This window comes from Verrucosispora sp. NA02020 (assembly GCF_013364215.1).
Lineage (GTDB): Bacteria > Actinomycetota > Actinomycetes > Mycobacteriales > Micromonosporaceae > Micromonospora.
Genome location: NZ_CP054923.1, coordinates 2,702,000 through 2,726,415, shown reverse-complemented (window position 1 = coordinate 2,726,415; position 24,416 = coordinate 2,702,000). Strand labels below are relative to the sequence as shown.

At 71.7% G+C, this 24,416-nt stretch carries 22 protein-coding genes and 2 pseudogenes; 13 read left to right on the top strand and 11 right to left on the bottom strand.

The annotated features are described in order from the left end of the window. Nucleotides 1–105: 105 nt before the first annotated feature. Together HUT12_RS11985 and HUT12_RS11980 are read left to right on the top strand one after the other, a co-directional pair. Nucleotides 106–732, top strand: a complete 627-nt coding sequence (locus tag HUT12_RS11985; protein WP_217705975.1) for a fasciclin domain-containing protein — start codon at nucleotides 106–108, stop codon at nucleotides 730–732. 95 nt (nucleotides 733–827) lie between these two features. Beyond that, a complete protein-coding gene (locus tag HUT12_RS11980) occupies nucleotides 828–2,321 on the top strand; it encodes a molybdopterin-dependent oxidoreductase (RefSeq protein WP_254876790.1) in 1,494 nt (497 codons plus the stop codon). Between the two features lie 210 nt (nucleotides 2,322–2,531). On the opposite strand, the gene HUT12_RS11975 is transcribed toward HUT12_RS11980, so the two are convergent. Further along, the gene (locus HUT12_RS11975) at nucleotides 2,532–3,386 is read right to left on the bottom strand and encodes a helix-turn-helix domain-containing protein (protein WP_176093398.1); all 855 of its coding nucleotides are present in this window, start codon (nucleotides 3,384–3,386) and stop codon (nucleotides 2,532–2,534) included. Between HUT12_RS11975 and HUT12_RS11970 the strand changes: the two genes are divergently transcribed. The 8 genes and pseudogenes from HUT12_RS11970 (at nucleotide 3,381) to HUT12_RS11935 (ending at nucleotide 12,162) form a co-directional block, all read left to right on the top strand. Further along, on the top strand, nucleotides 3,381–4,106 hold the full coding sequence (locus HUT12_RS11970; protein ID WP_131056318.1) for a VOC family protein: 726 nt from the start codon (nucleotides 3,381–3,383) through the stop codon (nucleotides 4,104–4,106). The two genes, HUT12_RS11975 and HUT12_RS11970, sit on opposite strands and share 6 nt — an antisense overlap. Nucleotides 4,107–4,159: 53 nt before the next feature. Continuing rightward, the gene (locus tag HUT12_RS33355; protein WP_176093397.1) at nucleotides 4,160–4,381 is read left to right on the top strand and encodes an OmpA family protein; all 222 of its coding nucleotides are present in this window, start codon (nucleotides 4,160–4,162) and stop codon (nucleotides 4,379–4,381) included. A 74-nt stretch (nucleotides 4,382–4,455) separates the two neighbouring features. Further along, nucleotides 4,456–4,650: pseudogene (locus tag HUT12_RS11960) on the top strand (IS256 family transposase); the annotation flags it as partial. Nucleotides 4,651–5,300: 650 nt separating this feature from the next. Further along, nucleotides 5,301–6,236 carry a glycosyltransferase family 2 protein gene (locus HUT12_RS11955; RefSeq protein ID WP_254876789.1) on the top strand — a complete coding sequence of 312 codons (936 nt, stop codon included), beginning with the start codon at nucleotides 5,301–5,303 and terminating at the stop codon, nucleotides 6,234–6,236. A 1-nt stretch (nucleotide 6,237) separates the two neighbouring features. Continuing rightward, nucleotides 6,238–7,248, top strand: coding sequence for a glycosyltransferase family 2 protein (locus HUT12_RS11950; RefSeq protein ID WP_176093395.1), 1,011 nt, complete (start codon nucleotides 6,238–6,240; stop codon nucleotides 7,246–7,248). Further along, entirely contained in the window at nucleotides 7,245–8,540 is a 1,296-nt protein-coding gene (locus tag HUT12_RS11945; RefSeq protein ID WP_131057841.1) for a glycosyltransferase family 2 protein, read from the top strand. The genes HUT12_RS11950 and HUT12_RS11945 overlap by 4 nt, the downstream gene beginning before the upstream one ends. Beyond that, entirely contained in the window at nucleotides 8,537–9,952 is a 1,416-nt protein-coding gene (locus HUT12_RS11940; protein ID WP_176093394.1) for a lipopolysaccharide biosynthesis protein, read from the top strand. The genes HUT12_RS11945 and HUT12_RS11940 overlap by 4 nt, the downstream gene beginning before the upstream one ends. Further along, entirely contained in the window at nucleotides 9,949–12,162 is a 2,214-nt protein-coding gene (locus HUT12_RS11935; protein WP_176093393.1) for a hypothetical protein, read from the top strand. Before HUT12_RS11940 ends, HUT12_RS11935 begins: the two co-directional genes overlap by 4 nt. Nucleotides 12,163–12,185: 23 nt before the next feature. Here the strand turns inward: HUT12_RS11935 and HUT12_RS11930 are convergent, their stop codons facing one another. Together HUT12_RS11930 and HUT12_RS11925 are read right to left on the bottom strand one after the other, a co-directional pair. Then, nucleotides 12,186–13,142, bottom strand: a complete 957-nt coding sequence (locus HUT12_RS11930; protein ID WP_161594919.1) for a family 16 glycosylhydrolase — start codon at nucleotides 13,140–13,142, stop codon at nucleotides 12,186–12,188. A gap of 11 nt (nucleotides 13,143–13,153) precedes the next feature. Further along, complete coding sequence (locus HUT12_RS11925) at nucleotides 13,154–14,029, bottom strand: polysaccharide deacetylase family protein (protein WP_131052190.1); 876 nt, start codon at nucleotides 14,027–14,029, stop codon at nucleotides 13,154–13,156. 215 nt (nucleotides 14,030–14,244) lie between these two features. On the opposite strand from HUT12_RS11925, the gene HUT12_RS11920 reads away from it, so the two are divergent. The 3 genes and pseudogenes from HUT12_RS11920 to HUT12_RS32775 form a co-directional block, all read left to right on the top strand. Continuing rightward, on the top strand, nucleotides 14,245–15,159 hold the full coding sequence (locus tag HUT12_RS11920) for a hypothetical protein (RefSeq protein ID WP_176093392.1): 915 nt from the start codon (nucleotides 14,245–14,247) through the stop codon (nucleotides 15,157–15,159). Between the two features lie 358 nt (nucleotides 15,160–15,517). Then, complete coding sequence (locus HUT12_RS11915; RefSeq protein WP_217705974.1) at nucleotides 15,518–16,480, top strand: DUF4394 domain-containing protein; 963 nt, start codon at nucleotides 15,518–15,520, stop codon at nucleotides 16,478–16,480. A 186-nt stretch (nucleotides 16,481–16,666) separates the two neighbouring features. Continuing rightward, nucleotides 16,667–16,899, top strand: a pseudogene (locus HUT12_RS32775) (IS5/IS1182 family transposase); the annotation flags it as partial. A gap of 127 nt (nucleotides 16,900–17,026) precedes the next feature. On the opposite strand, the gene HUT12_RS11910 reads toward HUT12_RS32775, so the two are convergent. The 8 genes from HUT12_RS11910 to HUT12_RS11875 form a co-directional block, all read right to left on the bottom strand. Next, on the bottom strand, nucleotides 17,027–17,629 hold the full coding sequence (locus tag HUT12_RS11910; protein ID WP_176093391.1) for a DUF998 domain-containing protein: 603 nt from the start codon (nucleotides 17,627–17,629) through the stop codon (nucleotides 17,027–17,029). A 279-nt stretch (nucleotides 17,630–17,908) separates the two neighbouring features. Beyond that, nucleotides 17,909–18,274 (bottom strand): GntR family transcriptional regulator, encoded by a 366-nt coding sequence (locus HUT12_RS11905; protein ID WP_176093390.1) that lies wholly within the window; start codon nucleotides 18,272–18,274, stop codon nucleotides 17,909–17,911. Then, nucleotides 18,271–19,050 (bottom strand): hypothetical protein, encoded by a 780-nt coding sequence (locus tag HUT12_RS11900; protein WP_176093389.1) that lies wholly within the window; start codon nucleotides 19,048–19,050, stop codon nucleotides 18,271–18,273. The genes HUT12_RS11905 and HUT12_RS11900 overlap by 4 nt, the downstream gene beginning before the upstream one ends. 452 nt (nucleotides 19,051–19,502) lie before the next feature. Next, nucleotides 19,503–20,741 (bottom strand): histidine decarboxylase, encoded by a 1,239-nt coding sequence (locus HUT12_RS11895; protein ID WP_176093388.1) that lies wholly within the window; start codon nucleotides 20,739–20,741, stop codon nucleotides 19,503–19,505. Further along, nucleotides 20,738–21,766, bottom strand: a complete 1,029-nt coding sequence (locus tag HUT12_RS33185) for a hypothetical protein (protein ID WP_303393486.1) — start codon at nucleotides 21,764–21,766, stop codon at nucleotides 20,738–20,740. Before HUT12_RS33185 ends, HUT12_RS11895 begins: the two co-directional genes overlap by 4 nt. 11 nt (nucleotides 21,767–21,777) lie before the next feature. Further along, entirely contained in the window at nucleotides 21,778–23,172 is a 1,395-nt protein-coding gene (locus tag HUT12_RS11885; protein ID WP_254877047.1) for an APC family permease, read from the bottom strand. Nucleotides 23,173–23,228: 56 nt separating this feature from the next. Beyond that, a complete protein-coding gene (locus tag HUT12_RS11880; protein ID WP_176093386.1) occupies nucleotides 23,229–23,618 on the bottom strand; it encodes a hypothetical protein in 390 nt (129 codons plus the stop codon). A gap of 96 nt (nucleotides 23,619–23,714) precedes the next feature. After that, nucleotides 23,715–24,416 (bottom strand): N-acetyltransferase, encoded by a 702-nt coding sequence (locus tag HUT12_RS11875; RefSeq protein ID WP_254876788.1) that lies wholly within the window; start codon nucleotides 24,414–24,416, stop codon nucleotides 23,715–23,717.

Here is a 24,416-nt window from a genome sequence, read left to right as displayed (position 1 = left end):
TGAACGGGTCGGCACGAAGAAATTCGCGTTCGGCGGCCATCCGCCCGGCCTCAGGCTCCGAAACACCGGTGAACGCACCACCAACCCCGGATGCAAGGAGCTCACATGTCTCGGCGTACGTTCGTCGCCGCCGGCGCGATCGCCGTTCTTGCCCTGTCCGCCTGCGGTAACGGCGACAGCAGTACCGACACCGCTGACACCGGCACCGCCCCGAGCATGTCGGCCAGTGCCCCCATGGCGTCGCCATCGGCGGCGGCCCAGTTCGGTCCCGGCTGCGCCGCCGTGCCCACCGACACGGCGGACCCGGGCAGCTTCGAGGCCATGGCCAAGGTGCCGGTCGCGACCGCCGCCTCGGGCAACCCTCTGCTGTCGACGCTGGTGACCGCCGTGGACAAGGCCAACCTGGTCGATTCGCTCAACAGCGCGCAGGGCATCACGGTGTTCGCACCGACCAACGACGCGTTCGGCAAGATCCCCAAGGCGGACCTGGACAAGGTCCTCGCCGACGACGCCACCCTGAAGGACGTGCTGACGTACCACGTGGTGGAAGGCCAACTGTCCCCGGACACCATCGCCGGCACACACGAGACCCTGCAGGGTGACGAGCTCACGGTGACCGGCAGCGGCACCTCGTTCACCGTCAACGACACCTCGCTGGTGGTCTGCGGCAACGTCTCCACCGCCAACGCCACCGTGTACATCGTCGACACCGTCCTGATGCCCGCGAGCTGACGATGTCCACACCGACCGCGCCCCGGCCGGCAGACCGCCGGTCGGGGCCACGCCCCAGACCCCACCGGTGGCGTCCACGCGCCGTCCTGGTCGGCGTGCTGAGCGCCGCCATCGCACTGGGCGTCGCCCGGCTGGTCGCCGCGTTCCTCGGCCCGGCCTCCGATCCGGTGCTGGCCGTCGGCGCCACCGCCATCGACGCCGCCCCCCAACCTGTGAAGGCGTGGGCGATCCGCACCTTCGGCACTGCCGACAAGCTCGTCCTTCTGACCGGTGTCTACGCCGTGCTGACCGCCGCGGCGGCGGCGATCGGGGTGGCGGCGTTCCAGAGGCGCCGCTACGGCCTACTCGGGCTGGCCGCGTTCAGCGGCATCGGCGTCACCGCGATCCTCACCCGCCCCACCGCCACCGCACTGGACACCCTGCCGACACTCGGCGGCGCGGCCGTCGGCGCCGCCGCGATGCTGTTGCTGCTCCGCACCGCCACGACCAACTCTCCCGGCACCGCTGGACGGCCCCGACTACTCAACCGCCGTCAGTTCCTCGTCACCGCCGCCGGCACCACCGCGACCGCGGCCGGTGCGGCCACCGCCGGGACGGCGCTCGCCGCCCGCAACGCCGCCGGCAGCCGCTCCCGCGCCACCGTCGTCCTTCCCGCCCCGATGCAACCCGCGGCGACGCTGCCCGCCGACACGTCCGCCGGAGTGGACGGCGTGGCACCGTTCATCACGGCGAACCGGGACTTCTACCGCGTCGACACGGCCCTCACCGTCCCGCAGGTCGACGTCGACCGCTGGCGGTTGACCCTGGAGGGCGCCGTCGACCGACCCCGAACGTGGCGTTTCGACGAGCTACTGGCCCGGGGCCTGATGGAACGTGACCTGACCCTCAACTGCGTATCCAACGAAGTCGGTGGCCCCTACATCGGCACCGCCCGCTGGAGCGGGGTGCCACTGGCTCCCCTGCTCCGGGAGGCCGGCATCCGACCCGGCCAGAACCAACTCGTCAGCCGGGCCGTCGACGGTATGACCATCGGTACCCCACTCGCGGCGATCCTCGACGGCCGCGACGCCATGCTCGCCGTCGCCATGAACGGCGAACCTCTCCCCCTGGACAACGGATTCCCGGTACGCATGCTCGTCCCCGGCCTCTACGGCTACGTCGGCGCCTGCAAATGGCTCACCGCGATGACCGTCACCACGTTCGACGCCTTCGACACCTACTGGGTCGAACGCGGCTGGGCACCCGACGCACCGGTCAAGACCGCCTCCCGCATCGACACCCCCAAACCCTTCACCCGACGCCCCGCCGGACCAGTCATGATCGCCGGGGTCGCCTGGGCCCAACGTCGCGGTATCACCGCCGTGCAGGTGCAGATCGACGACGGGCCGTGGCAGACCGCGCGCCTCGCCGCGGGACCGTCACCAGATCTGTGGCGGCAGTGGGCGTACCGCTGGAACGCCACACCCGGCAGCCACACCATCCGCGTCCGCGCATCCGACAGCACCGGCACCACCCAGCCGGAACAGCGCAGGACGCCATACCCCGACGGCGCCACAGGCTGGCACAGCATCACCCTCACCATTACCTGAACAGCAGGGCTTGGCGACCCGGCCGCCCGGCTGTGGTCTGGGCCAGGTCGTCGGATCGCCGAATCGTCACGAGATCGGGCGTCCGGATGCTGTCGTCGATTTTCACGTGCGGTGCGACCCCCGACTTCGAAACTACCCTGCTGGTGATCGCCACAACACGGTGTGTCGACCTGTTCCGCTCAGGTCACCTTCCTGCCTTCGTGGAACCGATCATCGGTCACTCGGCCGCTGGGCGTCCGCCCGGTAGCCGGTGGGGGACGCGCCCACCTGGCGGCGGAAAGCCTTGGCGAAGTGCGACTGGTCGGCGAACCCGCATCGGTGCGCGACCGCCGCGACGGTGAGCGAGGTGGTGCGCAGCAGTCGCCGGGCGAGATCGAGGCGAAGGCGCTGGTGGAGCCGGGCCGGGGTCTCGCCGGTCTGCTGCCGGAACAGTCGCAGCAGGTGGAATCGGCTGAGGCCGGCTTCGGCGGCCAGTTCGGCCAGGGTCACCGGGCGGTCGAGCCGGTCATGCAGCAGATCGACGGCGCGGGCGACCCGGGCGTCGTCGCGCGCCGGCCGGGGCGGGGCGGGTGCGGTGCCGTGGTTGGTCAGCAGGTGGACCGCGATGAATTCGGCGGCCGTGGCCGCGTACAGTTCGGAAACCCCGGCCCGGGCGGCCCGGTGCAGGCGGGTCAGCAGGGCGCGCAGCACGTCGTCGTCGAACGCCAGCCCGTCCGGCGGGCGGAACCGGCTGGCGCTGCCGCCGAACGCCTCGCTTGCGACCCGGGTCATGGTCGGCGCGGGGATCAGCAGCCGGATCTGGGTGACGTGGTCGTCGCCGGTCGGTGAACTCCAGCGCAGGCTGCTGGTCGCGCCGGGCGCCGTCGTGGACAGCGATCCGGGACCCAGCAGGCCCGTCGCCCAGCCGCTCCTGCGGCGGCTGGAGACCAGCCGGGTTCCGTGGATCTGCAGGTCGATCAGCTGGGCGTCGATCGCCGGCAGCTCGACCCGCTCGGCCTCGGCGTCGACCGACAGGAGTTCGAGGTCCAGCGATCGCCAGCCCGCCCGGCGACTATCGAAGTGCACGCGGGTCAGCCGCCGGAATTCCTCTCCCAGTTCGATGACACACCTCAACATCTGCCGCAGATGACCGCAACTTTAGACCGGACGGTCGGCGGCTTCCCGCCTAGCTTCGATCATGACTCGCAGCACCCCGTCCCCGAGGAGGCCCCGATGCCGGAGACCATCGAGAAACTGACCGTGTTCGACCTGGCTCGCCCGGCAACCAACCAACTGGCCCAGGGTTTCTTCCAGTGGTGTGTGGTCGCACCCGACCTGCATGCCAAGTGCGCCGAGTTGGAGAAGGTCTACGGCCCCGCCGGGTTCTGGATTCTCGAGAACGCGCCGCTGCTGGCGACGACGCTGCGCGGTGAGCCAATCGACCTGCGTGTCGACATGGCTCTGGGCTACATCGGCGACGTCAACATCGAAGTCATCAGCCCCCGCCCCGAGGGGGATCCCAACCTCTACACCGAGTTCCTCGACGAACGACCGGCCGGTGGCTTCCACCACCTCGGTTTCCAGGTGTACGACTTCGACGCCGCAGCCGCCGATCTGGCCGCCGTTTTCGGCCCGGTCGAACAGGCTGGCGACTTCTCGACCGGCGGCAGCCGCTTCGCCTACTTCGACTCCCGCCCGCTGACCGGCATCTACACCGAGATCCTCTGGTTCGACAACGGGACGATCGCGAACATGGCGAGCCTCCGCGCCGGAAACCCTCCTTCAGTCCAGGGCGACCGGCCGTAGGTGTCGACCGCGTCGACGACGGCAGGGACCTGCAGGTCAACCTCTCCGCCGATGTGCTGTTCGCGGTGGACAAGGCCACCCTCACCTCCGTAGCCAGGTCGGTCATGGCCCGTACGGCGAAGCTCATCGACGCCTCCCCCGCCGCAGTGGTGACGGTGGCAGGCCACGCCGACTCCTCCGGCACCGACGCCATCGACAATCCACTGTCGATGCGCCGCGCCCAGGCAGTTGGGGGTCTCCGACATCACCGAGCACCCGGGAAACTCAGCCTCTGAGCTAGGGCCTGTGGATCTAAAGGTGTTTCCGGCCTGACCTGCCGGGCGTTGTGCCTGGTGAGGAGGGTGCCGTGATGACCGCGACACTGAACGACCAGACCGGACGTAAGAAGCGGCCCGAGCCGTCGGCGGAGGCGAAAGCCGCTGCTGAGCTGGTCCGGGCCGCGAAGGAACAAGGGCTGTCGTTGACCGGCCCGGACGGGCTGCTCAAGCAGTTGACCAAGACGGTCCTGGAGACCGCGCTCAACGAGGAGATGACCGATCACCTCGAAGGTACTGCGGGCGAGCGGTTGGGGAGCCTTCACCAGCCTCAGCACGGGCTACCGTGACGCGCTCCCCGACGGTCGGCCGCTGCTCGGGATCACCGCCGCCCGTTCGGCCTCCGTGCACTTCGACGCCGCGAAGACGGACGGAGTCGGCACGGACATCAAGGGTTGCTCCCTCGGCTCGCTCGACTGGACCGCGAAAGCCTGCGGTCAGTAGCGGGAGGACCTCCGTGAGCCCGTCCGGGACCAGCTGCGCTCGGACGGGCTCGTCCGCACTCACGACGGCGCCGTGCCGGCGATCCTGACCCGGGATTGTCGACACGGCGCCGTGGTGAGTGCGTGCGTTGGCTCCGGCAGTTCTGGGTAGCAGGCGGCCTTCGCCGCGTCCCCGGCATTCGGCCGTAGTGAGTTTCCTCACTGTGGAGATTATGTGAGGTTTCGGGCGTATTTGTGGTGCGCACGTGACGGACGGGACACAGGGCATTCACGGCCGTCGGTTTGCCGGACATAAGCGAAATATCCACCGTGGCTGGCCGTTGAAGAGCCGTGACGACCACGGGCCCGGACGACGCGGTCCTCCGCCCACCGACAGACGGCTGACCTGCCGGAAGGGACCTGTTGCGATGTCCACGTTCGCCCCTGACCGTCACCCCATGCCCTCGTACGACCGGTATCCCTCGCTGTCCGTGGTGATCCCGGCCCGCAACGAGGCCCGGAACCTGCCGCACGTCTTCGCGCGTCTGCCCCACGGCGTCGCCGAGGTGATCCTGGTCGACGGCGGCTCGGTCGACGGCACCGCCGACGTGGCCCGCGAGCTCTGGCCCACCGTGCGGGTGATCGAGCAGACCCGTACCGGCAAGGGCAACGCGCTCGCCTGCGGCTTCGCTGCGGCCACCGGCGACATCGTGGTCATGATCGACGCGGATGGTTCGACCGACCCGCAGGAGATCCCCAGCTTCGTCGAGGCCCTGGTGTCCGGCGCCGATTTCGCCAAGGGAACCCGCTTCCGGTACGGCGGCGGAAGCGACGACATCACCCCGCTGCGCCGCTGGGGGAACCGTGCGCTGAACGGCATCGTCAACGCCCTCTTCGGCACCCGCTTCACCGACCTCTGCTACGGCTACAACGCCTTCTGGCGGGATCTGGTCCCGGCCATGGAGCTGCCCCACCCGGCGTCGACGCCACCGCCCAAAGGCAAGCTCTGGGGCGACGGGTTCGAGATCGAGACCCTGATCAACATCCGGATGGCCGCCGCCGGCTACCAGGTACGTGAGGTGCCGAGCATCGAGTACCTGCGGATCCATGGCGAGAGTAACCTCCACACGTTCCGCGACGGCTCCCGCGTGCTCCGCACGATCCTCAGCGAGTTCCGCCGCGCCCGGCGCGGACGCCACCAGGACTCCGGCCTCGCCAACCATGCCGCGCACGCCGCCTCCGGTCCCGCCGCACCCGCCACGGGACAAGTCCGCGTGTCCCTCCCCCGGCCCGCCCCGACACCCGTGGCGGCGACCCTGCACCACGCCGGTGCCGCCCCCCTCGGCCAGCGCGACCACGGCGGCCAGGACACCTGGACCGAGGAGGTGCGCTGAGATGCCCCGCGCGCAGTCCCCGGTCAGCGTGGTCATCCCCACCCACAGCGAACACCGCCTTCCCCGGCTGGTCCGGGTGGTGCAGGCCGTCCGGGAGCAGAGCCCGCCGCCTGCGGAGATCATCGTGGTGGTCGACCACAACCCGCACCTGCACCGACTGGTCCGTCGGAAGTTGCCCGACGTGACGGTGCTGGAGAACCGCCTGCCGCGCGGTGTCTCCGGTAACCGGAACACCGGTGCCCGTCATGCCGTCACCCCCGTGGTGGTCTTCCTCGACGACGACGTGATCGCGCAGCCCGGCTGGCTGGCCGGGCTGTGCGAGCCGCTCGCCGACCCGGCCGTGGTCGGCACCGGCGGGGGCATCGCGCCGGACTGGGAGACCCTCCGGCCGACCTGGTTGCCCGACGAGTTCCTCTGGACGGTCGGCGTCTCCCGTACCTGTCCCTCGACCGGCACGGTGCGGGTGCGCAATGTCTGGTCCGCCAGCATGGCCGTGCGCCGCGACGCCTTCGAGGCCGTCCAGGGTTTCCGTACCGACTTCGGCAAGGTGGGAGACCGTGCCCGGCCGGAGGACACGGAGCTCTGCCTGCGACTGACCCGGCACGCGGGCGGCCACTGGGTGCACGTGTCGGACGCCGTCGTCGTCCACCCGGTGCCGGCCGAGCGGGCCACGCTGCGTGCCTTCCTGCACCGCTGCGTGGCCGAGGGCCGGGGCAAGGTCGCGATGGCTCGGCTGCTCGACGGAGGTGCCTTCGGTGGCCGCGACCACTCCGGACGCAGCCTCGATGCCGAGCGCGGCTATCTGCTCCGGACACTGCCCCGGGCGGTACTGCGGGGTCTCGCCGGGTCGCTGGGCGGACGGGGTGCCCAGCCCGCTCTCCGGGCCGGGGCGGTCCTGCTCGGTGCGACCGCCGCCGGCGTCGGCGCCCTGGTGGAACTGGCCTCGCCGGCCGGTGCCCCGCCGGTGCCGCCGGCACCGGTGGATCCAGACCGGATTGGAGCTGACCGATGAACACGCCAGTCTCGACGCCGGTCGCCGACACGGGCCGGCTGCCGGCCCTGGTACGCGATGTCGAGCTGACCGAGCCGCTGCCGGCGATCCCGGCGTACGGCCCGGACGGTCGGCGTGTCGAACGGGCCTGGCTGCTGGTCCGACGGCACACCGAGCCGATCGGCTCGCTCCTGCTCGCGGTACCCGAGGCCGGGCTGACCGGGGCCGACCTCGGGCGCGAGATCGGCGCCCGGTGGGGTGGGCCGGTGCCCACCGACGGCTCCGCGTACCTGGCCGAACGCGCCGAGGTGCTGCGGGACGCACCGCACATCACCGTGGTCGTCTGCACCCGGGAACGTCCGCGCGGGTTGGCCCGCTGCCTGGACAGCCTCCTCCGCCAGGACTATCCCCGGTTCCAGGTCCTCGTGGTGGACAACGCCCCGAGCAGCACGGCCACCCGGGATGTGGTCGCCGAGGCCGCCCGTCGTGGGCCGGTGCGGTACGTCGTCGAACCGCGACCGGGACTGTCGCATGCCCGCAACCGCGCGGTCGCCGTCGCGCCCGGCGAGATCCTCGCCTGGATCGACGACGACGAGACGGCCGACCCATACTGGCTCGCCGAGCTGGGCCGGGCGCTGCTCGCACACCCCGAGGCGGACGTCGTCTCCGGTGCCATCGTCCCGGCCGAGCTGGAGACCGACGCCCAGCTGTGGTTCGAGGAGTTCGGCGGGCACAGCAAGGGGCGGGGGTTCACACCCCAGGTCTTCTCCCCGGCCACCGCGCACCTCCAGAGCCCGCTCTATCCGCTGCCACCGTTCGGCACCGGCGGGAACATGACCTTCCGGCCCGGTGCCGTGGAACGGATCGGCGGGTTCGACCCCGCTCTCGGCGCGGGCACGGTGGCGATGGGGTCGGAGGACACCCTGGCGCTGACCCAGGTGCTCCTGACCGGCGGCACGGTCGTGTATCACCCGGCTGCCCTGGTCCGGCACTACCACCGGCGTGACCTGGCCGGGTTGCGCCAGCAGATGGTCGGCTATGGCACCGGGCTGACCGCCGCGTACACCAGCCTCGTGCTCGCCCGGCCGGGGACGCTGCTGCCGCTGGCGCGGCTGGCGCCGACCGCCCTGCGTGACCTGCGTCGCGCGGACGGCCCGCGACTGGCCGGGATCGGTGCCGGGTTCCCGCGTGAACTGCTCGGTGCCAACCGGCGGGGCATGATCCGCGGCCCGCTGGCCTACCTGCGCGCCCGGTGGCGCGATCGCCGCTGGCGCCCGACCTCCTCGACGGCACCGGAAGGTCCTCCCCGATGAACGTTCTCCCGCCGACCACCGGCACCGGGCCGCCCGCGTGCCCGCCGGAGGTCGCCGAGCCGTCGGGTGGTGCCGGGGTCGCCCGTGGCGGCGCCGTCCCTGGGGTGGTGCCGTCCGGACGGCGGCCGTTGCTGGTCCGCACGGCGGTCGCGCTGATGTCCTCCACGGTGGCCAGCGCGGCGCTGGGCTTCCTGTTCTGGGTGGTGGCGGCGCGCTGGTTTCCCACCGAGGCGGTGGGCCGGGCCTCCGGCGTGGTCGCCTCGATGTCGCTGCTCGCCGGTCTCGCCCAGCTCAACCTGACCAGCCTCTACGCCCGCTTCCTGCCGGGCGCCGGCGCCCGTACCCGACGCCTGGTCCTGGTCGGGTACGGCGCGTCGGCGGCGATGTCCCTCGCGCTCGCGGTCGGTTTCCTGGCGCTCGGCCTGGGCAGCGGTCTGATCGGCGACCGGCCGGTCCACCGGCTGGTCTTCGTGGTAGCGGTGCTCGCCTCGGCGATCTTCTTCATCCAGGACGGGGTGCTGGCCGCGCTACGCCGTCCCGGCCTGGTGCCGGCCAAGAACATCGTCGCCTCCGGCGCGAAACTGGCGCTGCTGCCCCTGCTGGCCGGGGTGGTCGCCGGTGACGGGGTGCTGCTGGCCTGGGTGCTGCCGATGCTCGTCACCATGCTGGTGACGAACTGGTGGATCCTGGCCCGGTTGACCCCCCGGGTGGGGACGGTTCCGCTGCCGGGCCGGGCCCGCCACGGGATGACCAGCTTCGCCTCGGCGGAGTACGTCACCGGTCTGGTCAACAACGCTGTGGCGTTCCTGCCGCCGGTGCTGGTCGCCCACGCGCTCGGCGCCACCGCCAGTGCCTACTTCTATGTGCCGTGGACGATCGGGGTGGCCGGGACCACCCTGCTGTGGAACGTGGTCATCTCGTTCGTGGTGGCCGCGTCGAGCGACGGCGCCGAGGCCCGGGTCCACGTCCGGCGGGCGCTCGTCCTGGTCGGACTGGTCGTCGGCGCGGGAGCCGTGACGCTCGGCGGTGCCGCCGGAGCGCTCCTCGCGCCGCTGGGTGGGCAGTACGCGGCGCACGGGGCGGACGCCCTGCGGCTGATCGGTCTCTCGCTGCCGTTCACCGGGGTGATCCTGCTCTACGCCGCCTTCGCGATCATGGAGAAGCGGATGTGGCGCATGGTGCTCGTCCAGTCCACCGCCGCCCTGCTCTTCCTCGGCGGCGGCTGGTACGGCCTGCCCCGGCTCGGCATCGTCGCACCCGCGGTGGCGCTGCTGCTGGCCCAGGCGGCGACCGCCCTGGTGCTGTTGCCGGGTCTGCGGCGACGCCTGCGAGCGGTGGTGGCACCGCAGCACCGTCCGGCCTGGGCCGTACGGCCGGAGACGGTCGCCGCACCTTTGGGAGGTTCCACATGAGCCGCCTCGCCACCCCGAGCCCGCCGATCCTGCGCCGGGCGGCGTCGGCCGCACCACGCACGGATGCCGGTCCGCGCCGCCACCAGCGGGCGCTGTCCTGGACGGGACTTCTGGTCGCGCTCGCCGTACCGGTGGGGATGGTGGCCGGTCAGCCGCTGCGCGCGCTGGCCGCGCTCGGCCTCGCCTGCCTCGGGCCGGGGGCCGCGCTCGTCGGTCTGCGCCGGGTCCGCCAGCCGCTGGCCGGCTGGGCGCTGGCGCTGCTGGTGAGCGTCTGCGGCTGGACGGCGACCGCGACCCTGGCCGCCTGGACCGGTCGGTGGTACCCGTCGGCGCTGGCCCTGGCGGGGGCCGCCGTGGTGGGGATCGTCTCGCTGGTCGGGCTCGTCCGGGCCGGGCGACGCCCCGCCCGGCCCTGGCGCGCCGGCTTCCGGCTGGCCACCGCCCCGGGCGTCCGGGCCGCGACGCACCCCGCCGTGCTCGCCACCGCTGTCGCCCTCTGGCTGGTGGCGCTCGCCGGTACGGACGTGACGCGGGTCGGGCAGTACGGTCTTCTGGCGACGGTCCATCCGGCCTTCTTCGGCGCGCTGGCGCTCTGCGTCGCCGGGTTCGCCGTCGGGCTCCTCGGCCCCGGGCGGCGTGTGCCCTCCCGTTCCCTCCCCGGGTACCTGGTGCTGCTCGTCCTGCTGTTACACGGCACCACGCCGCTCCTGCTCGACCAGCCCCAGTACGCCTGGACGTTCAAGCACCTCGGCGTTGTCGAGTTCATCCAGACCAGCGGGGGCGTCGGCGCGTCGGGCGACATCTACCAGCAGTGGCCTGCCCTCTTCGCGGCCACCGCCCAGCTCGCCGACGTCTCCGGGGTCGGCGTGACCGCGCTGGCCGACTGGTCGGCGGTCTTCTTCAACCTCGCGGGCGCGTTGGTGCTTCTCGCCGTCGCCGGCACGCTCCACGCCGACCGGCGGGTGGGCTACCTGACCGTCTTCGGGTTCCTCTGCATCAACTGGATCGAGGAGGACTACCTCTCCCCTCAGGCGTTGGCGTTCCTGCTCAGCCTCGGTGCCCTGCTGGTGGTGCTCCGCTGGCTGCGCCGCCCGGTCCCCGACCGGCCGGCAGCGGCCCCCGGAGAGCGTCCCGGCACGGCGACCGCCGGTGGGCGGGTCCGGGTGACGGCGATCGCCGGCCTCCTCGGCGTCTTCGCCGTGCTCACCGCCGGGCACCAACTCTCGCCGTACCTGCTGCTGGCGCAGATCACCGCGCTGGTGCTGCTCCGCCAGGTCCGGCCGGGGTGGCTGCCGCTGCCGCTGGCCGCGATGCTGCTGGCCTACCTCGCACCGAGGTACGGCATGGTCAGCGGCTCCTTCTCCATCTTCGACGGCCTCAACCTCTTCGCCAACGCCTCCGGCAACGCCGACGGCTGGGGCTCGGACGGGCAGGCGTTCTCGGCGATCGTGGTGCGGGTGCTCGCTCTCGCCGTCTGGACGGGGGCCGCGCTGGCCGCGTGGTACGGATGGCGCCGTTCCCACCCGGTGACCGTGCCAGCGGTGCTGGCCGCAGCCCCGTTCCTGCTGCTCGCCGCACAGAACTACGGCGGTGAGGCGATCTACCGGGTCTTCCTCTTCTCCGCGCCGTGGTGCGCGTACCTGATCGCCGCCGCGCTGCTGGCACCGCGCGACCACGCGGGCCGACCCGGGTCGGCCCGTACAGGCCGGGTACCGGTCGCTGCGGCGGCGGTCCTGGCCGCCGTGCTCGGGGTCGCCGCGCTCGCCACCATGCAGGGCCGGCACGGTCAGCTCATGGTCGACCGGCAGAGCACGGCCGAGGTGCGTGCCGCGCGTCATCTCTACGCCACCGCCGCCCCCGGTTCGACGATCGCCACCGTCTCCTCGAACTTTCCGGGTCGGCTCAGCGCCGACTACGGTGAGTTCAACCGGAGCGTCGCCGTCGGCGAACCGGATCTCGTCGAGGGAGCCGGCCTGCGGCACGCCCTGCTCGGCCCGGAACATGTCCCGCAGATCGAGGAGTTCCTGCGCGGCTTCGCCGGGACCGAGACCTACCTGGTGGTCAGCGACGGGATGCGCCGACAGGTCGCCTATTTCGGGCACCTGCCCGACGGCGCGGTGGATCGGCTCGCCCAGGCGCTCGACGCCGCGCCCGGGTGGTCGGTCGCCCACCGGGATGACGGGGTGGTGGTCTACCGGCTCACCGGATGACCCGCTGAACAGCGGCGTCCCGGTCAGGTCGGCGCGTAGATGGTCACCCAGTCGATCGTCAGGTCGACCCGGGCCGGTGTGGTCGCGTCCGGGCACGCCTCCCAGGTGTGCCCGCAGTACCACGCCTGACTCTGCAGCGCGAGCGCCATCGGCTCGCGGGGAACGCCGTCGCCGGTGATGGTGGTCCAGGGCACACCGTCGAGGGTGAAGACGAGCCGCCCGGGGGTCCACTCCAGACCGGCGGTGTGCCACTGGGTGAAGTCACCGGCGACGCTGCGCTCGACCGGCCGCCCCTGCGGCGGGTGCAGGACGCCGTACATCCGGCGGCGGTCGCGCCCGTTGTCCTCGGCGATGTCGATCTCCGGCGGGTACTGGTTGTCGGCCGGCCAGAGCAACAGGGCGTAGGCGATACCGGTGCCCTGGTCCATCCGGAAGCGGATGTCGTACCGGCCGTAGCTGCGGCTGACAGCGTGCCGGTTCGACACGCCTCCGGTCACGTACAGGTCACCCCGGGCGGGCTCGCGCCAGCCGCCGATGGTCAGCAGGCCGTCGGCGACCATGACGTGGGACGGATCGAACCACCCGCCCGGGTCGCCGTCCGGCTGCCCCTCGTACGCGAACCAGTCGCTGCTGAGTGCCGTGCCGGAGAAGTCATCGGCGAAGATCTGCCGCCAGCCCGGAAGATCGCCCCGGGGCATCGGTACACCCGAGGAGCCGACCTGGCCCGGTAGCTGTCCGCTGCCGGGGCCGGGGGTGCCACCGGGCACCGGGTGCGACGGATGTGGAGTGTTCTTCCGGCCGGACCGGTGGTTGCTCAACGGATCGATCACCACGACGAACCCGACCGTGGCCACCGTGGCGAGCACCGCCAGCCCGGTCCACCAGGGTCCGAAACCTGGCCGTGCGAGCCGGGACTGCGCCGGAACCGGGTCGTCGGGCCGGCGTACGAGGCGACGCCACCACGACCGGGCCCGGCCCATCGCCGCTCTCCTCAGGTCAGCCGCCAGCCAGCACGGGCGGCGAGCCGCCGGGTCAGCCGCCATGCGGGTTGCGCCAGACGTCGCACCTCGGGTCCGATCGTCGGGCCGTGACCTCGGACCAGCGTCAGCAGGTCCGCCCCGGTCAGATCGGGGGTGGGCTGCAGCCGGGGTATGGCCATGCGACTGTCGCCGGCCCCGGTGGCGGCGGAACGCGTGTTGGCCATCGGACGGTAGCGCCGCCGGCCGACCTCGCAGGCGTTGTCGTGCCCGTAGGCCCGGACCAGTTCCTGTACCTGCGGGTTGTGGTAGCCGTGCGGGTAACAGAACGAGCGGATCGGACGGGAGAGCTCCTGCTCCAGTCGGTCCCGACTGTCCCGGATCTCCTGTTCGAGCCGGCCCCGAGGCAGTACGTCGAGCGGGTGGTGGATCAGGCCGTGGTTGCCGATCTCCACGCCGGCCTCTGCGACATCCCGCAACTGTTCCCAGGTCAGCAGCGGACCGAACGCGTCCGCCTGCCGCCCGAGCCAGTCCGCGTTGCCCCCGAGGCTGCCGACTGCGGGGTAGAGGGTGGCCGACGCGCCGGCCGCCGTCAGAGCGGGGAGACCGGCCGTGAGGAAGTTGGCGTACCCGTCGTCGAAGGTCAGCGCCACCTGTGGGGTGTCCGATTGGCCCGCCGCGAGGGAGTCCAGGGCCGCGCTCAGGCCGACCAGACGGTAGCCGGCGTCCGACAGCGTCGCCAGGTGGTCGGTAAGCCGTCGCGGTTCGACAGCGAGCGACCGGAGTCGGCCGCCGTCGAGCCGGGAGATCGAGTGGTACATCAGTACGGACATCGGAGTGGGGTTGCCGAGCCGCTCCTCCGTCATGCCCTCGCCAGCCCGCACCGCCATACGCTCACCATAGCGGGCATATCGCCTTGTTTTGGCTGCTTGGCGCGCTCACCGGTCGCGCTGTCGTGGCCGACGTGAGGACGGCGCATCGCCACGGTCGAGAGCGTCACCCCCTCCGCTGACCCTCGGACGACCCGCCCTGTCGGGTAGCAGACCCCGGGTGTCACGCTGGCTCGCGCGACCACCATCGTGGATTTTTGGCTGGAGGGGGCGAGATGACACCTGCGCCGAACGACAAGCAGGTCGCACGAGGCACCTGGGGCGGGCGGCAGGCACGCCGGCGGCGGACGCCCGACCACACGTCGTACGACTTCTCGCCGGTCGACAAACGTCCGCCGGGTTCGGCGGCGAGCGATGCCGTCGACGCCCAGCTCCAGTTCGAGGCAGACCGGCGCAGCGGGCTGCACCCCGCCCTGGTCATGGCAAAGCAGGCCGCCCGTCTGGTCGAGGGGCGGCGACGGGAACGGGCTCGGCAGCAGCAGACTCCGCAGTGGAGCGTGGATCCGGTGCGGGAGTCCGCCCGACGGTTCTTGAACGAGGTGGCCCGCTACTGCTTCGACCAGGGCCGGTGGGGCCCGGACACCGAGGTGGAGCTGATCGCCGTGAGCGAGGACTTCACCGAGCCGGTACGCCGGATGGGGCAGACACGGGACCGCATGGGCCAACTCGGTTCCCGGGTCCGCCAGTCCACGGCCGTGGAGGTCGGCAGCGAGGTCCAGCACGCCGCCCAGACGATCGCGAACCTGGTGAAGACCCATTTCCGGGCCGTGCCGCCGCAGGCGGACCTGCCTGTCGTCGAGCTTCGGCTCACCAACCAGCAGCGGCGGGCGGCTCTCATCGCCATCGGCAAGGAAAGCGATCGTCATCTGGAGTCGTGGTATGCCTTCGTCTGCTCCTCTCCCCCGCCGGGCGACACCGGGACCCAGCTACGACACATCGTGGAGTTGCTGCCCGTGACGGCGGAGGTCGAGCGGTGGCGCGCGGGTCGGGAGCGTTGCGGCATGCTGGTCGCCACCGATGACACCACGCGGGCGACCGTGGTGCCGGCGACCCAGGAGCTGAAAGCCGCGATCACCGCGTTCGAGGAGGCGGTGTACCGGGCCTGCGTCCGGTCTGGGCCGGCGGGTTGACCACGCCGGCCCACCCGGCCGCAGTGGCGCGACGCCTGGCAGCGATACCGCAACCGCCACCGGCTACCCGCGCAGATCCTGGTCGGCGACGACGACGTCCAGCTGCGGCAATGGAACATGTGCGCCCAGCGCGTTTCCCCAAGATCGTTCCAAGCGGGCTCTGGTCGCGAAGCGGGCAATCAACGCTCCGAGCGAGGTAGGGCGTCTTCGGTCACTGCTCTGTGCAGAAGGTGCGAAAGTCGGAGGAAAGTATGATATCCGACAAGACCTGGGGATTCACCGCTCATAGGCTTTGACCAGGGAATTCATCCCCGCACCGCCGCCACTAGGGCGCCGGATTCCGCCGAGGAGTCCGTCGGTGCCTCTGATCAAGGAAGTGCCTCTCATGCACCGTACGCTTTTCCGTGGGCTGCTTTGCGCCGCCACGATGGTGGTCACCACCGTCGGGGTCACCTCGACACCGGTCAGCGCCGCCCCAACGAGCCACAGCACCGCAGAAGGCATCCCGTCTCACGGCCTACCGTCGTTGCGTACCGGCACCTGCACGCTGCTGTGGGACCTACTGAACGCGGGCGGGCGCAACGGGCTCGTCGCCGTCGGCCTCACCGCCGATCAGCAGCTGATCAAATTCGCCGTCAATACCCCTGCCCTGGCCTGCACCATCGGCTCGGTCGACCTGCCCGGTAGCGAAGTACTCATCGGCATCGACTTCCGCGTTCAGGACGGCAACCTCTACGGCGTCGGCAACACCGGCGGCGTCTACGCACTGAGCACCCGCACCGCCGTCGCTACGAAGGTCAGTCAACTGACCGTCGCACTGAACGGCACGTCGTTCGGCGTCGATTTCAACCCCGCCGCCGACCGACTCCGAGTCATCAGCGACACCGGCCAGAACCTGCGCCACAACATCAACCCCGGCGGTACGACCATCGTTGACGGCCCCCTCACCTACCCGCCCGCCACCGCCGCCATCGGTGTCACCGGGGCCGCCTACACCAACAATGACCTCAACCCCGCCACTGCCACGACCCTGTTCGACATCGACACCACCCTCGACCAGGTCGCGCTGCAATCCCCCGCGAACTCCGGGCAACTGGCCGCCACCGGCTCACTCGGAGTCAACGCGGCGCTACAAGCAGGCTTCGACATCCACAGCGCTCTGCGTGGCGATCGCGCCGTGGCCAACAACGCCTACGCCGTGCTCAACGGCGCCGCCGGCAGCCGGGTGTACCGAGTCGACCTACTGACCGGCGAAGCTCACACGACGGGCAGCTTCAGCGGTCGTGTGGTGCTTGATCTCGCCTTGCTCCTGCGGCAGTGACCGCCTCTGCTCGTTCGGCACCGTCGAAGGTCGGCAACCTTCCCCGAGCGAAACCTTCCACAAAGGGCAGACCCGCAGGGGCGTTTGTGACACTCGCGGAGTTTCCGCAGGCCAGGGCACCAAAGCCACTCCCGGCGGAACGGCCACCGGCCCTACAACATGACCCGACCCCAATGGGGACGTCGCGCCTCCACCACCGATGACCTGAACGGGCGATGAGCAGGATCCGACGGCTGGCCAACACGATCCTCGCCGACGCTCTGATACCGATCGACCACGTGTACGACCAGAAGCCCTCCTACTGCAGAAAACACCGACGACACGGCATTGGTGTGCAAGTCATCGCCGACTTGGCCGACGCGAACGTGATGACCTTCGCCGACACGGCGCACCAAGGCGCCGACGGTTCAGTCCACACCTTTCTTCCAAACGCCATCGCTATCGCCCGCTTCACTGCAGGGCGGCAATCATCCACGCCGTGCCACGCTGAGGGACAAGGCACACCGGGATGCGGGAGCTGCGCGCCCAGGACAGCCGGTGGTCAAGCTAGCTCAGTCCGAGCGCCAGGGCGGTGAACAGGGCGGCGAGCCAGCCCCATCCGGGGATGATGATGGCGCGTTGGACGAGGCCGAGGCGCGGTGACACCTCGTCCCACGCCCTGCCGAACCGGCTGAATCCGAAGAACAGGGCGAGGGCGAAACAGGCCGAGGTGATTCTCCAGGATGCCCCGGGCAGCGTGAACGCGCCGACAGCCGCGGAGAGGGGTAGGGACAGGAAGACAACGGCACCGGCGAGATCGTGGAGTCGGTGCTGGGCGCTGTGCCCCTCGGGTATCCCTGCTGGAGCGTCCGGCGGATATCCGAGCATCGGATCCATCCGGAACACCCCGGATGCGACGATGCCGAGCCCAAAGACCGTCAGGACCACACCGACCGGGACGCCCGGCCCCTCGACGACCACCCCGAGTGCCCCTACCGTGATCGCGGAGCCAGAGACGAGGAAGTTCGCCGTTTGGATCCAGCCTCGCCCGCCGAGCGCCAAAGCGCTGACCGGGTGGCGTACTGGTGCGTAGTGCGGCCGGCTCCAACCGTCGATGAGGAACACCAACACGAACAGCACCGCACCGGCGCCGCCCACCCAGAAGACCACGTGACTCTTCTTCCTACCAGCGCGTCGGACTCTCCGAAGTCTCAGTACATCGCGCGGCTGCCGGCCACCACAGTGCCGATGGTCACGGAGCCCGCAGCAGACAAGACCAGTACTCTGCGCGCTGCCGAACGTGCGCCCTGGTGTTCGGGGTTACTCGCTCACCGACCACCCCTACGGTCCGATCCATCATCTGAGGCACGAGATTCAACGGCGACGGCGACTGTCACCGCGATTTGGCAAGCAACCGAGTTCGACGCCGGGCTCTGGCTCGGCGGTGGCTCACGGCATCGCCGGTCGGCCCAGCGCCGCCTCGACGATCCGGATCGCCTCGGTACGGTCGATGCCGACGCTGGAGATCACCGCCGCGTATTCGCGGGCGGCCTGGTGCGCCTGCTCCAGGGCCTGCTCGCCGGCGGCGGAGACGAACGAGCCGGCCCGTCCACGGGTCTCGATCAGCCCGGCCTCCTCCAACTCCCGGTAGGCCCGACCGACGGTGTTCACGGCGAGGCCGAGGTCGGCCGCAAGCCGACGGATCGTCGGCAGTCTCGTACCGACAGCGAGCGAGCGTTCCTGGATCTGCCGCGCGAGCTGGGCCCGGAGCTGTTCGTACGGCGGCGTCGGCGAGCCCGCGTCGATGACGATCATCGGGCGGCCAGGGCCTGCCGTGCCGCCGTCCCGACACCTGCGGTCCGCATCTGGATCATGCCGAACGCGATCACTCCCGCCACGACGAGCGCCAGGGCGGCGGCGTTCCACCAGCCGAGCGACTCCCCGTACAGGAAGATGGGCGGCAGTGACCACACCAGGCTGGGTGTGGCGAGGGCACGGGCGTCCTCGACGCGCATGATGACGTCGGCCGTGAGTGACGCCTCGTCCTCTGCCACGGCCGGGCTGACCAGCACCTGGCGCAGTTGCAGGACGGTCCCGGCGCCGGCCCCGGCGAGGCCGATCAGGACGACGATCGCCCCGTACCGCAGGCCGAGGTCCGACATCGGCAGTACGCTCACCGCCAGCAGCAGTGCGGCGGTGAAGGTGGCGGCGGTGTAGATGGCGTGTGACCGGCCCAGCACCGCCGGCCAGCCGAGCTCGACCGGGTGGGCCACCCGCCGGGGAAGCTGGGCGCCCGCCCGCCGGTCGACCCGCCGTACCCACCAGCCGATCAGCCACTGCCCCACCAGCAGCCCGACGGCCAACGCCACCAGTGCCAGCAACGGTGGCCAGGAGAACGCCGGGTCGGCGAGCCGCCCCGCAGCGTGCGTGACCGCCGCACCGATGAGGAACCCGGCCAACAGGACGCTGTCGGCCAGTTTGGCGTGCCGGCGGGCCTCCAGCCGTGTCGCGATCAGTGGGGTCGGCTCGACGTCGGTCAGGCCGTGCCGGGCCAGCCACCGCCTCGCCTCCGGGACATCTGCCTGGCGCATGCCACCACCTCCGAATGTCGCAAGTCTTGTATCAGCAGAATGCTGCATAGCATGCGACAAAGTCAAGGGCGGAGGACGCTCCCGGCGCCACCGGCGGGGTCCCCACGACTCCCGTACACCCGGCACCTGATTTGATCGCAACGGACTGCTGACGACGAGCCCATCCGCCACTGGACGGCCAGGATCCGGCGGGGCGATGGACAGGCCGCACGCGAGGACGAGCGGAACGACGATCGCCACGACCACGATCTTCATAACAATGGACGACATGAGGCTTTCCTTGTGATGGATGGGGTGGCCGGCGGCAGGAGCCGGAGGAAGTCACTGCCGCCGGCCCCGGGACCGGCCGTCGTCCCTGCGTGAGCGGCGGCCGGTCGGGGTGGCCGCGTCGACGGCGGCTACCCGGGTGGGCCCGGGCTGCGAGTCGGGTTCTCACTGGTCCGGGCCGATGTTCAGGTGGTGGCGGAGGTCGGGCGGGGGACGGCGCGATGGTCAGGGGTGGCTGCGCCGGGTGTGCGGGGTCGTGGCAGGGCGAGCGCCGGTGTGGTGATGGCGGTGGCGAGGTCGGCGGCGAAGGCATGGATCTGACCTTTGCTGATGCCGGGCATACAGATGAGGTGACTGACGGGTCCGTCGCTGGCGAGGAGCCACTTGGCGCGGACGGCGGCAGGTGGGGTGGGTAGGACGACGGTGAAGGCGTGGGGGTGGCGCCAGGCGGTCCAGCCGGTGGCGCGGATCTGGTCGACGGCGTGGGCGGCGAGGCGGCGGGCTTCGGCGGTGCGCCAGCGGTGTCCTTCGCGGCCGTGGGTGGCGATGGCGTGCCAGAGCAGGGCGGCGGCCAGGCCGCAGCGGGAGCCGGTGATGGTGGTGTCGGTGGCGGCGGTGTAGGGGACGTGGCGCAGGTGGGGGCGGCGGAGGTGGTCGCGGATGAGGACCATTCCGCAGGGGGTGGGGGTGCCGAGGAACTTGTGTCCGGAGATGGCGATGGAGCCGATGCCGCTGGTGTCGTCGAGGCGTAGTCGGCCGTCGAGGGCGAGCGGGATGCCGGACAGGGCGGCGTCGACGTGCAGGTGCCCGGGGATGCCGTACTCGGTGCGGAGGGCGTGGATGCGGCTGGTGTCGTCGACGGCTTCGGTCATGGTGGTGCCGGCGGTGGCGACGACGATGGCGGGCCAGCGTCGGCGTTTGCGCAACTGTGCGGCGAGGTCGTCGTAGTCGATTTCGCCGTCGGGGGCGGCGTGGACGGGGACGGCGCGGGCGCCGAGCAGGTCGATGATTTTCGGGATGGAGTAGTGGGCGGCGGTGGAGTGGTAGATGCGGGCGGTGGGCCAGCGTCGGTAGGCGGTGTGCAGGGCGGAGAGGTTGCCCTCGGTGCCGCCGGTGGTGACGTAGCCCCAGCGGTCGTCGGTGGGCATGGCGAGCAGGTCGGCGGTCCAGGTGATGACGGCGTGTTCGAGGGTGCGGGTGTGGGCGGCGCCGGTGGTGTCGGTGGGGTCGCCGATGTTGTTCCAGAGGCGGGTGCCGAGGCGGGTCATGACGGCGCTGTGGTCGAGGTCGACGGCGCCGGGGTAGCCGATGCTGGTGGGTGCGGTGGCGGTGGCGTCGGCGGTGAGGTGGTCGAGGACGGCGGTGGGGTCGATCGGGGTGTGTCGCAGGTCTGCGGCGGTGGTGGGGTCGAGGGTGGCGGTCACGCGGGCCGTCCCGGGTGCAGGTGGGTGGTAAGCAGGCTGTGCAGGGCGGCGAGGTGGCGCCACCGTTGTCGGGTGGTGTGGTCGCCGTGTTGGGTGAGCGTGCGGTGGGGGTTGTGCCAGTGGGGGTTCCAGGTGGGGTCGAGGGGGGTGCTGCTGCGGATGCCGTCGTCGCCGAGGCGGGCGTGGGGGTTGCGGTCGATGTGCATGGCGGTGCCGTCGGTGAGGAGCAGGTAGCACTGTCCTTTGAGGTCCCAGGCGGAGCGGCGGGGGCCGGTGGCGGTGGGGGTACGCAGGCTGCGGGCGAGTTGGTCCCAGCGGCCGTCGTCGGTGTCGAGGGTGGACACACCGGTGCCGACGTGGTGGGCGTGGGGTGGGAGGGTCATGTCTCCGCCGTTGACCATGGCGGCGTGCGGGCCGTGGGGGTGCCAGCGGTGTCCGGTGGCGGCGGCGTGGGTGATGGCGGTGTGGGCGACGGTGGTGAGGTCGTGCAGGAGCCGGGTGAGGTCGTCGGCTTCGGGTGAGGCGAGGAAGAGGCGGTAGCTGGTGTGCAGGCGGTAGCCGTGGGGCTCGGCGGGGGCCGGGGTGGTGAAGAAGAGCATGACGGCGTGAGGGCCGAGGGCGTCGCGGGTGCCGTAGCGGAGGTCGGCTTCGACGAGGTGGCCGTGGTTGAGGCGTTTGGCGCGGTAGGCGACCTGGCGTCGTAGGTCTGTGCGGTGGCGGTGTCCGGCGAGGTCGTCCGGATCGTCTGCGGTGGTGTGGTGGCCCGGGTCGGTGAGGCTGTCGGGGTGGTGGCCGGTGTCGGGGTGGCGGGCCGTGTCGGCTGGCGTGGTGGGCGTGGGGTGCGGCGCGGTCAGTGGGTGCGGGGTGGGTGGGTAGGGCGAGTGGTGTGGGTGGCCGGGTGGGGGCCGGTGGCCGGGTGGGGGCCGGTGCGCGGTGGCCGGCGGTGGGTGCTGTGGCGGTTGCCAGCTGGGGTGCAGCGGGTCGTGGCGGTGGTGTCCGGCGTCGGTGGCGGCGTGGATCGTCATGGCGGGCCTCGTCAGATGGAGATGGTGATGGCGTCGGGTACGGCGTGGGTGGATGGGGTGCCGCGGCCGATGCCGGCGTAGATGTCGGGGCGGGTGCGGCGCAGGTGCGCGGCCCAGATGCCGCCGAGGGCGGCGGTGGTGGTGAGGATCGCCGGCAGCAGGTACGGGTGCGGTGATCCGGGTGCGGCGCCGAGCAGTGATCCGGTGTTGCCGAGCATCGTGGTGAGCAGGGTGGTGCCGGCGGCGACGCCGAGGGTGGGGGCGATGCGTCGTTGCCACCGGGTGGTGTGGGTGTGGTGGAGGCTGGCCGGGGCGGTGAGGGCGGCGATGGAGGCGGCGAGGAGCAGGGTGAGCAGACCCATCGCGCCGAGGGTGGACAGCCAGGTGAACATGGTGGTGACGGGGTCGGCGCCGGTGGCGGCGAACCCGGCGACGGTGGCGGCGGCCAGGACGGTTTGGGTCAGGGAGCCGCCGCGGGGTGCGGTGAGGCGGGTGCCGCCGCTGGTGCCGGCGAGGCGGGTCGGGAGGACTGCTTCGCGGGCCATGGCGAACACGTAGCGGGCGAAGACGTTGTGGAAGGCGAGCATCGAGGTGACGATCGCGAGGATCAGGGTCACGGCGGCGGCGGTGGACCAGCCGGTGCCGGCGCGGTCGAGGATGGTGTAGGGCAGGGGTGTGGGGTCGGCGGCGGCGTGGGCGATGTGGTCGGGGCCGACGGTGACGCCCATCGCCCAGGCGGCGGTGGCGTAGACGGCGCCGAGCAGGAGTGCGGCGGCGATGGTGGCGCGGCTGATGGCGGCGCGGTCGGTGGTTTCCTCGGCGAAGCTGGCGGGGGCGTCGATGCCCATGAGGGAGGCGACGCTGAAGGCGACGGCGCCGCCGATGCCGGTGACGGCGAGGCCGGAGGCGTCGAAGCCGTGCCAGCTGAGGGTGTCGGTGGTGGGGCGGGTCAGGGCGGCCAGCACGAACACGGCCATGATCAGCAGTGACAGGGCGAGGACTGCGGCCAGCAGGCGGGTCGACAGCACGATGGTGCGGACGCCGAGGGTGGCCACGGTGGTGAGGGTGATGGCGGCCCATACCCACCAGGTGCCGCCGAGGTGGGCGGCGAGGGTGGCGCCGGCGAGGCCGTAGAGGCTGGTCTGGATGGCGCCGTAGGCCAGGAGTGCGACCATGCCGGCGGCGACGCCCCATCCTCGGCCGAGGGTGTGGGCCAGGATGCCGTAGTAGGCGGCGGGGTGGGTGATCTGTCGGGCCATGCTGGTGTAGGCGACGGCGAGGACGGCGACGCCTGCGGCGACGAGCAGGTAGGTGAGGGGTAGGGCGACGACGCCGGTGGTGGCGTAGATCGCGGGGATGCCGGCGGCGAGGACGACCATGGGTGCGGAGGCGGCGGCGCCGAACATCCACAGGCCGACGGGGCTGAGCGTGCGGCGGGCGAGGGCGACGGGGACCTGTCCGGTCACGGGGTGGGCCTCCGGTCGGGGTTGTCGGGGCAGCTGTGGTGGCGGCAGCCGGTGACCGGGTGGTGGTGGACGGTGGCGTCGTTGGTGGGCACCAGGTACACGGCCGTCGGGCGGATGGGGCCCGTGCGCCAGTAGCTGCGGTCGCGGGTGAGGCGGTGGGCGGCGGTCTGCGGGTCGGGGGTGAAGCCGAACAGGTCGTGGCTGCCGTCGGGCCATTGGCGGCGGATGGCGTAGCCCCACAGGTATTCGCTGGGCATGGCGGCTCCCGGGGTGGTGTCGGCGCCCGCTGCGGTGGGGGCCGACACGCCCAGGGGTGTGGTCGTGGCGCGGTGCAGGGTGCGTCTGCGCAGGGCGAGGGTGGTGTGGGGGTGGCTGGTGGACAGCATGGGAAGTGGTCCCTTCTGGAGGGTGCGAGGGCGTGGTGCAGTGGCCTGCTGGGCGGCGGTGGGCGGCAGCGGCTGATGGTCGGCGGGGTGAGCGGGTCAGGGTGACCGTGGCGTGGCGGTGGTGAGCACGGTGCTGTGGAACGGTGTCGCGGCCCGGTGGAGGCGGACTCGACGGGGCAACTCCGCAGCGCACGAGCGGGGGTGGCGGGCCGGATGGGGTGGGCGCCACATCCGCCACAGCACTGGACCGCCGGGCGCCAGCAGGATCGGGGTACGGGGTAGGTAGCCGGCGCGGGCGAGGAGGTGGTCGCGGGGGCGGTGGGTGCTGACGTCCGCGTACGCGCCGAGTGCCTGCGGGTCGGTGTGCCGGTGATGGTGGGTCAGCAGTGCGTGGCCGGCAGCCTGGCCGTGCTGGTCGGGGCGGACGGCCAGGTGGGCGAGGTGGTGGTGGGGTGTGCCGGGGTGGACCGTCGCGGTGTAGGTGTGCAGCAGCGCGAAGCGGCCGTGACGTCCGCCGGGCAGCAGGGGCAGGGTGTCGTGGCCGGCGGTCGAGGTCTCGGGTCGGGTGTGCCAGATGGCGACGGCGGTGTGGTCGTCGGTGGTGTCGACCCGGCCGTGGGTGAGGGCGTGGGCGACGATGAGCCGGGCGTAGGAGTGCAGCATCGTCGGGCGTGCGGTGGGGTCGGGTACCAGCCAGGCACCCAGCCGCTGGCGGTGCAGCTGCCCGGCCAGCAGGGCGGCCAGAGCGGCGGAGTCGCCGTGGTGGGCGGGTCGCACGGCCGGGTTCGTCGGCGGCAT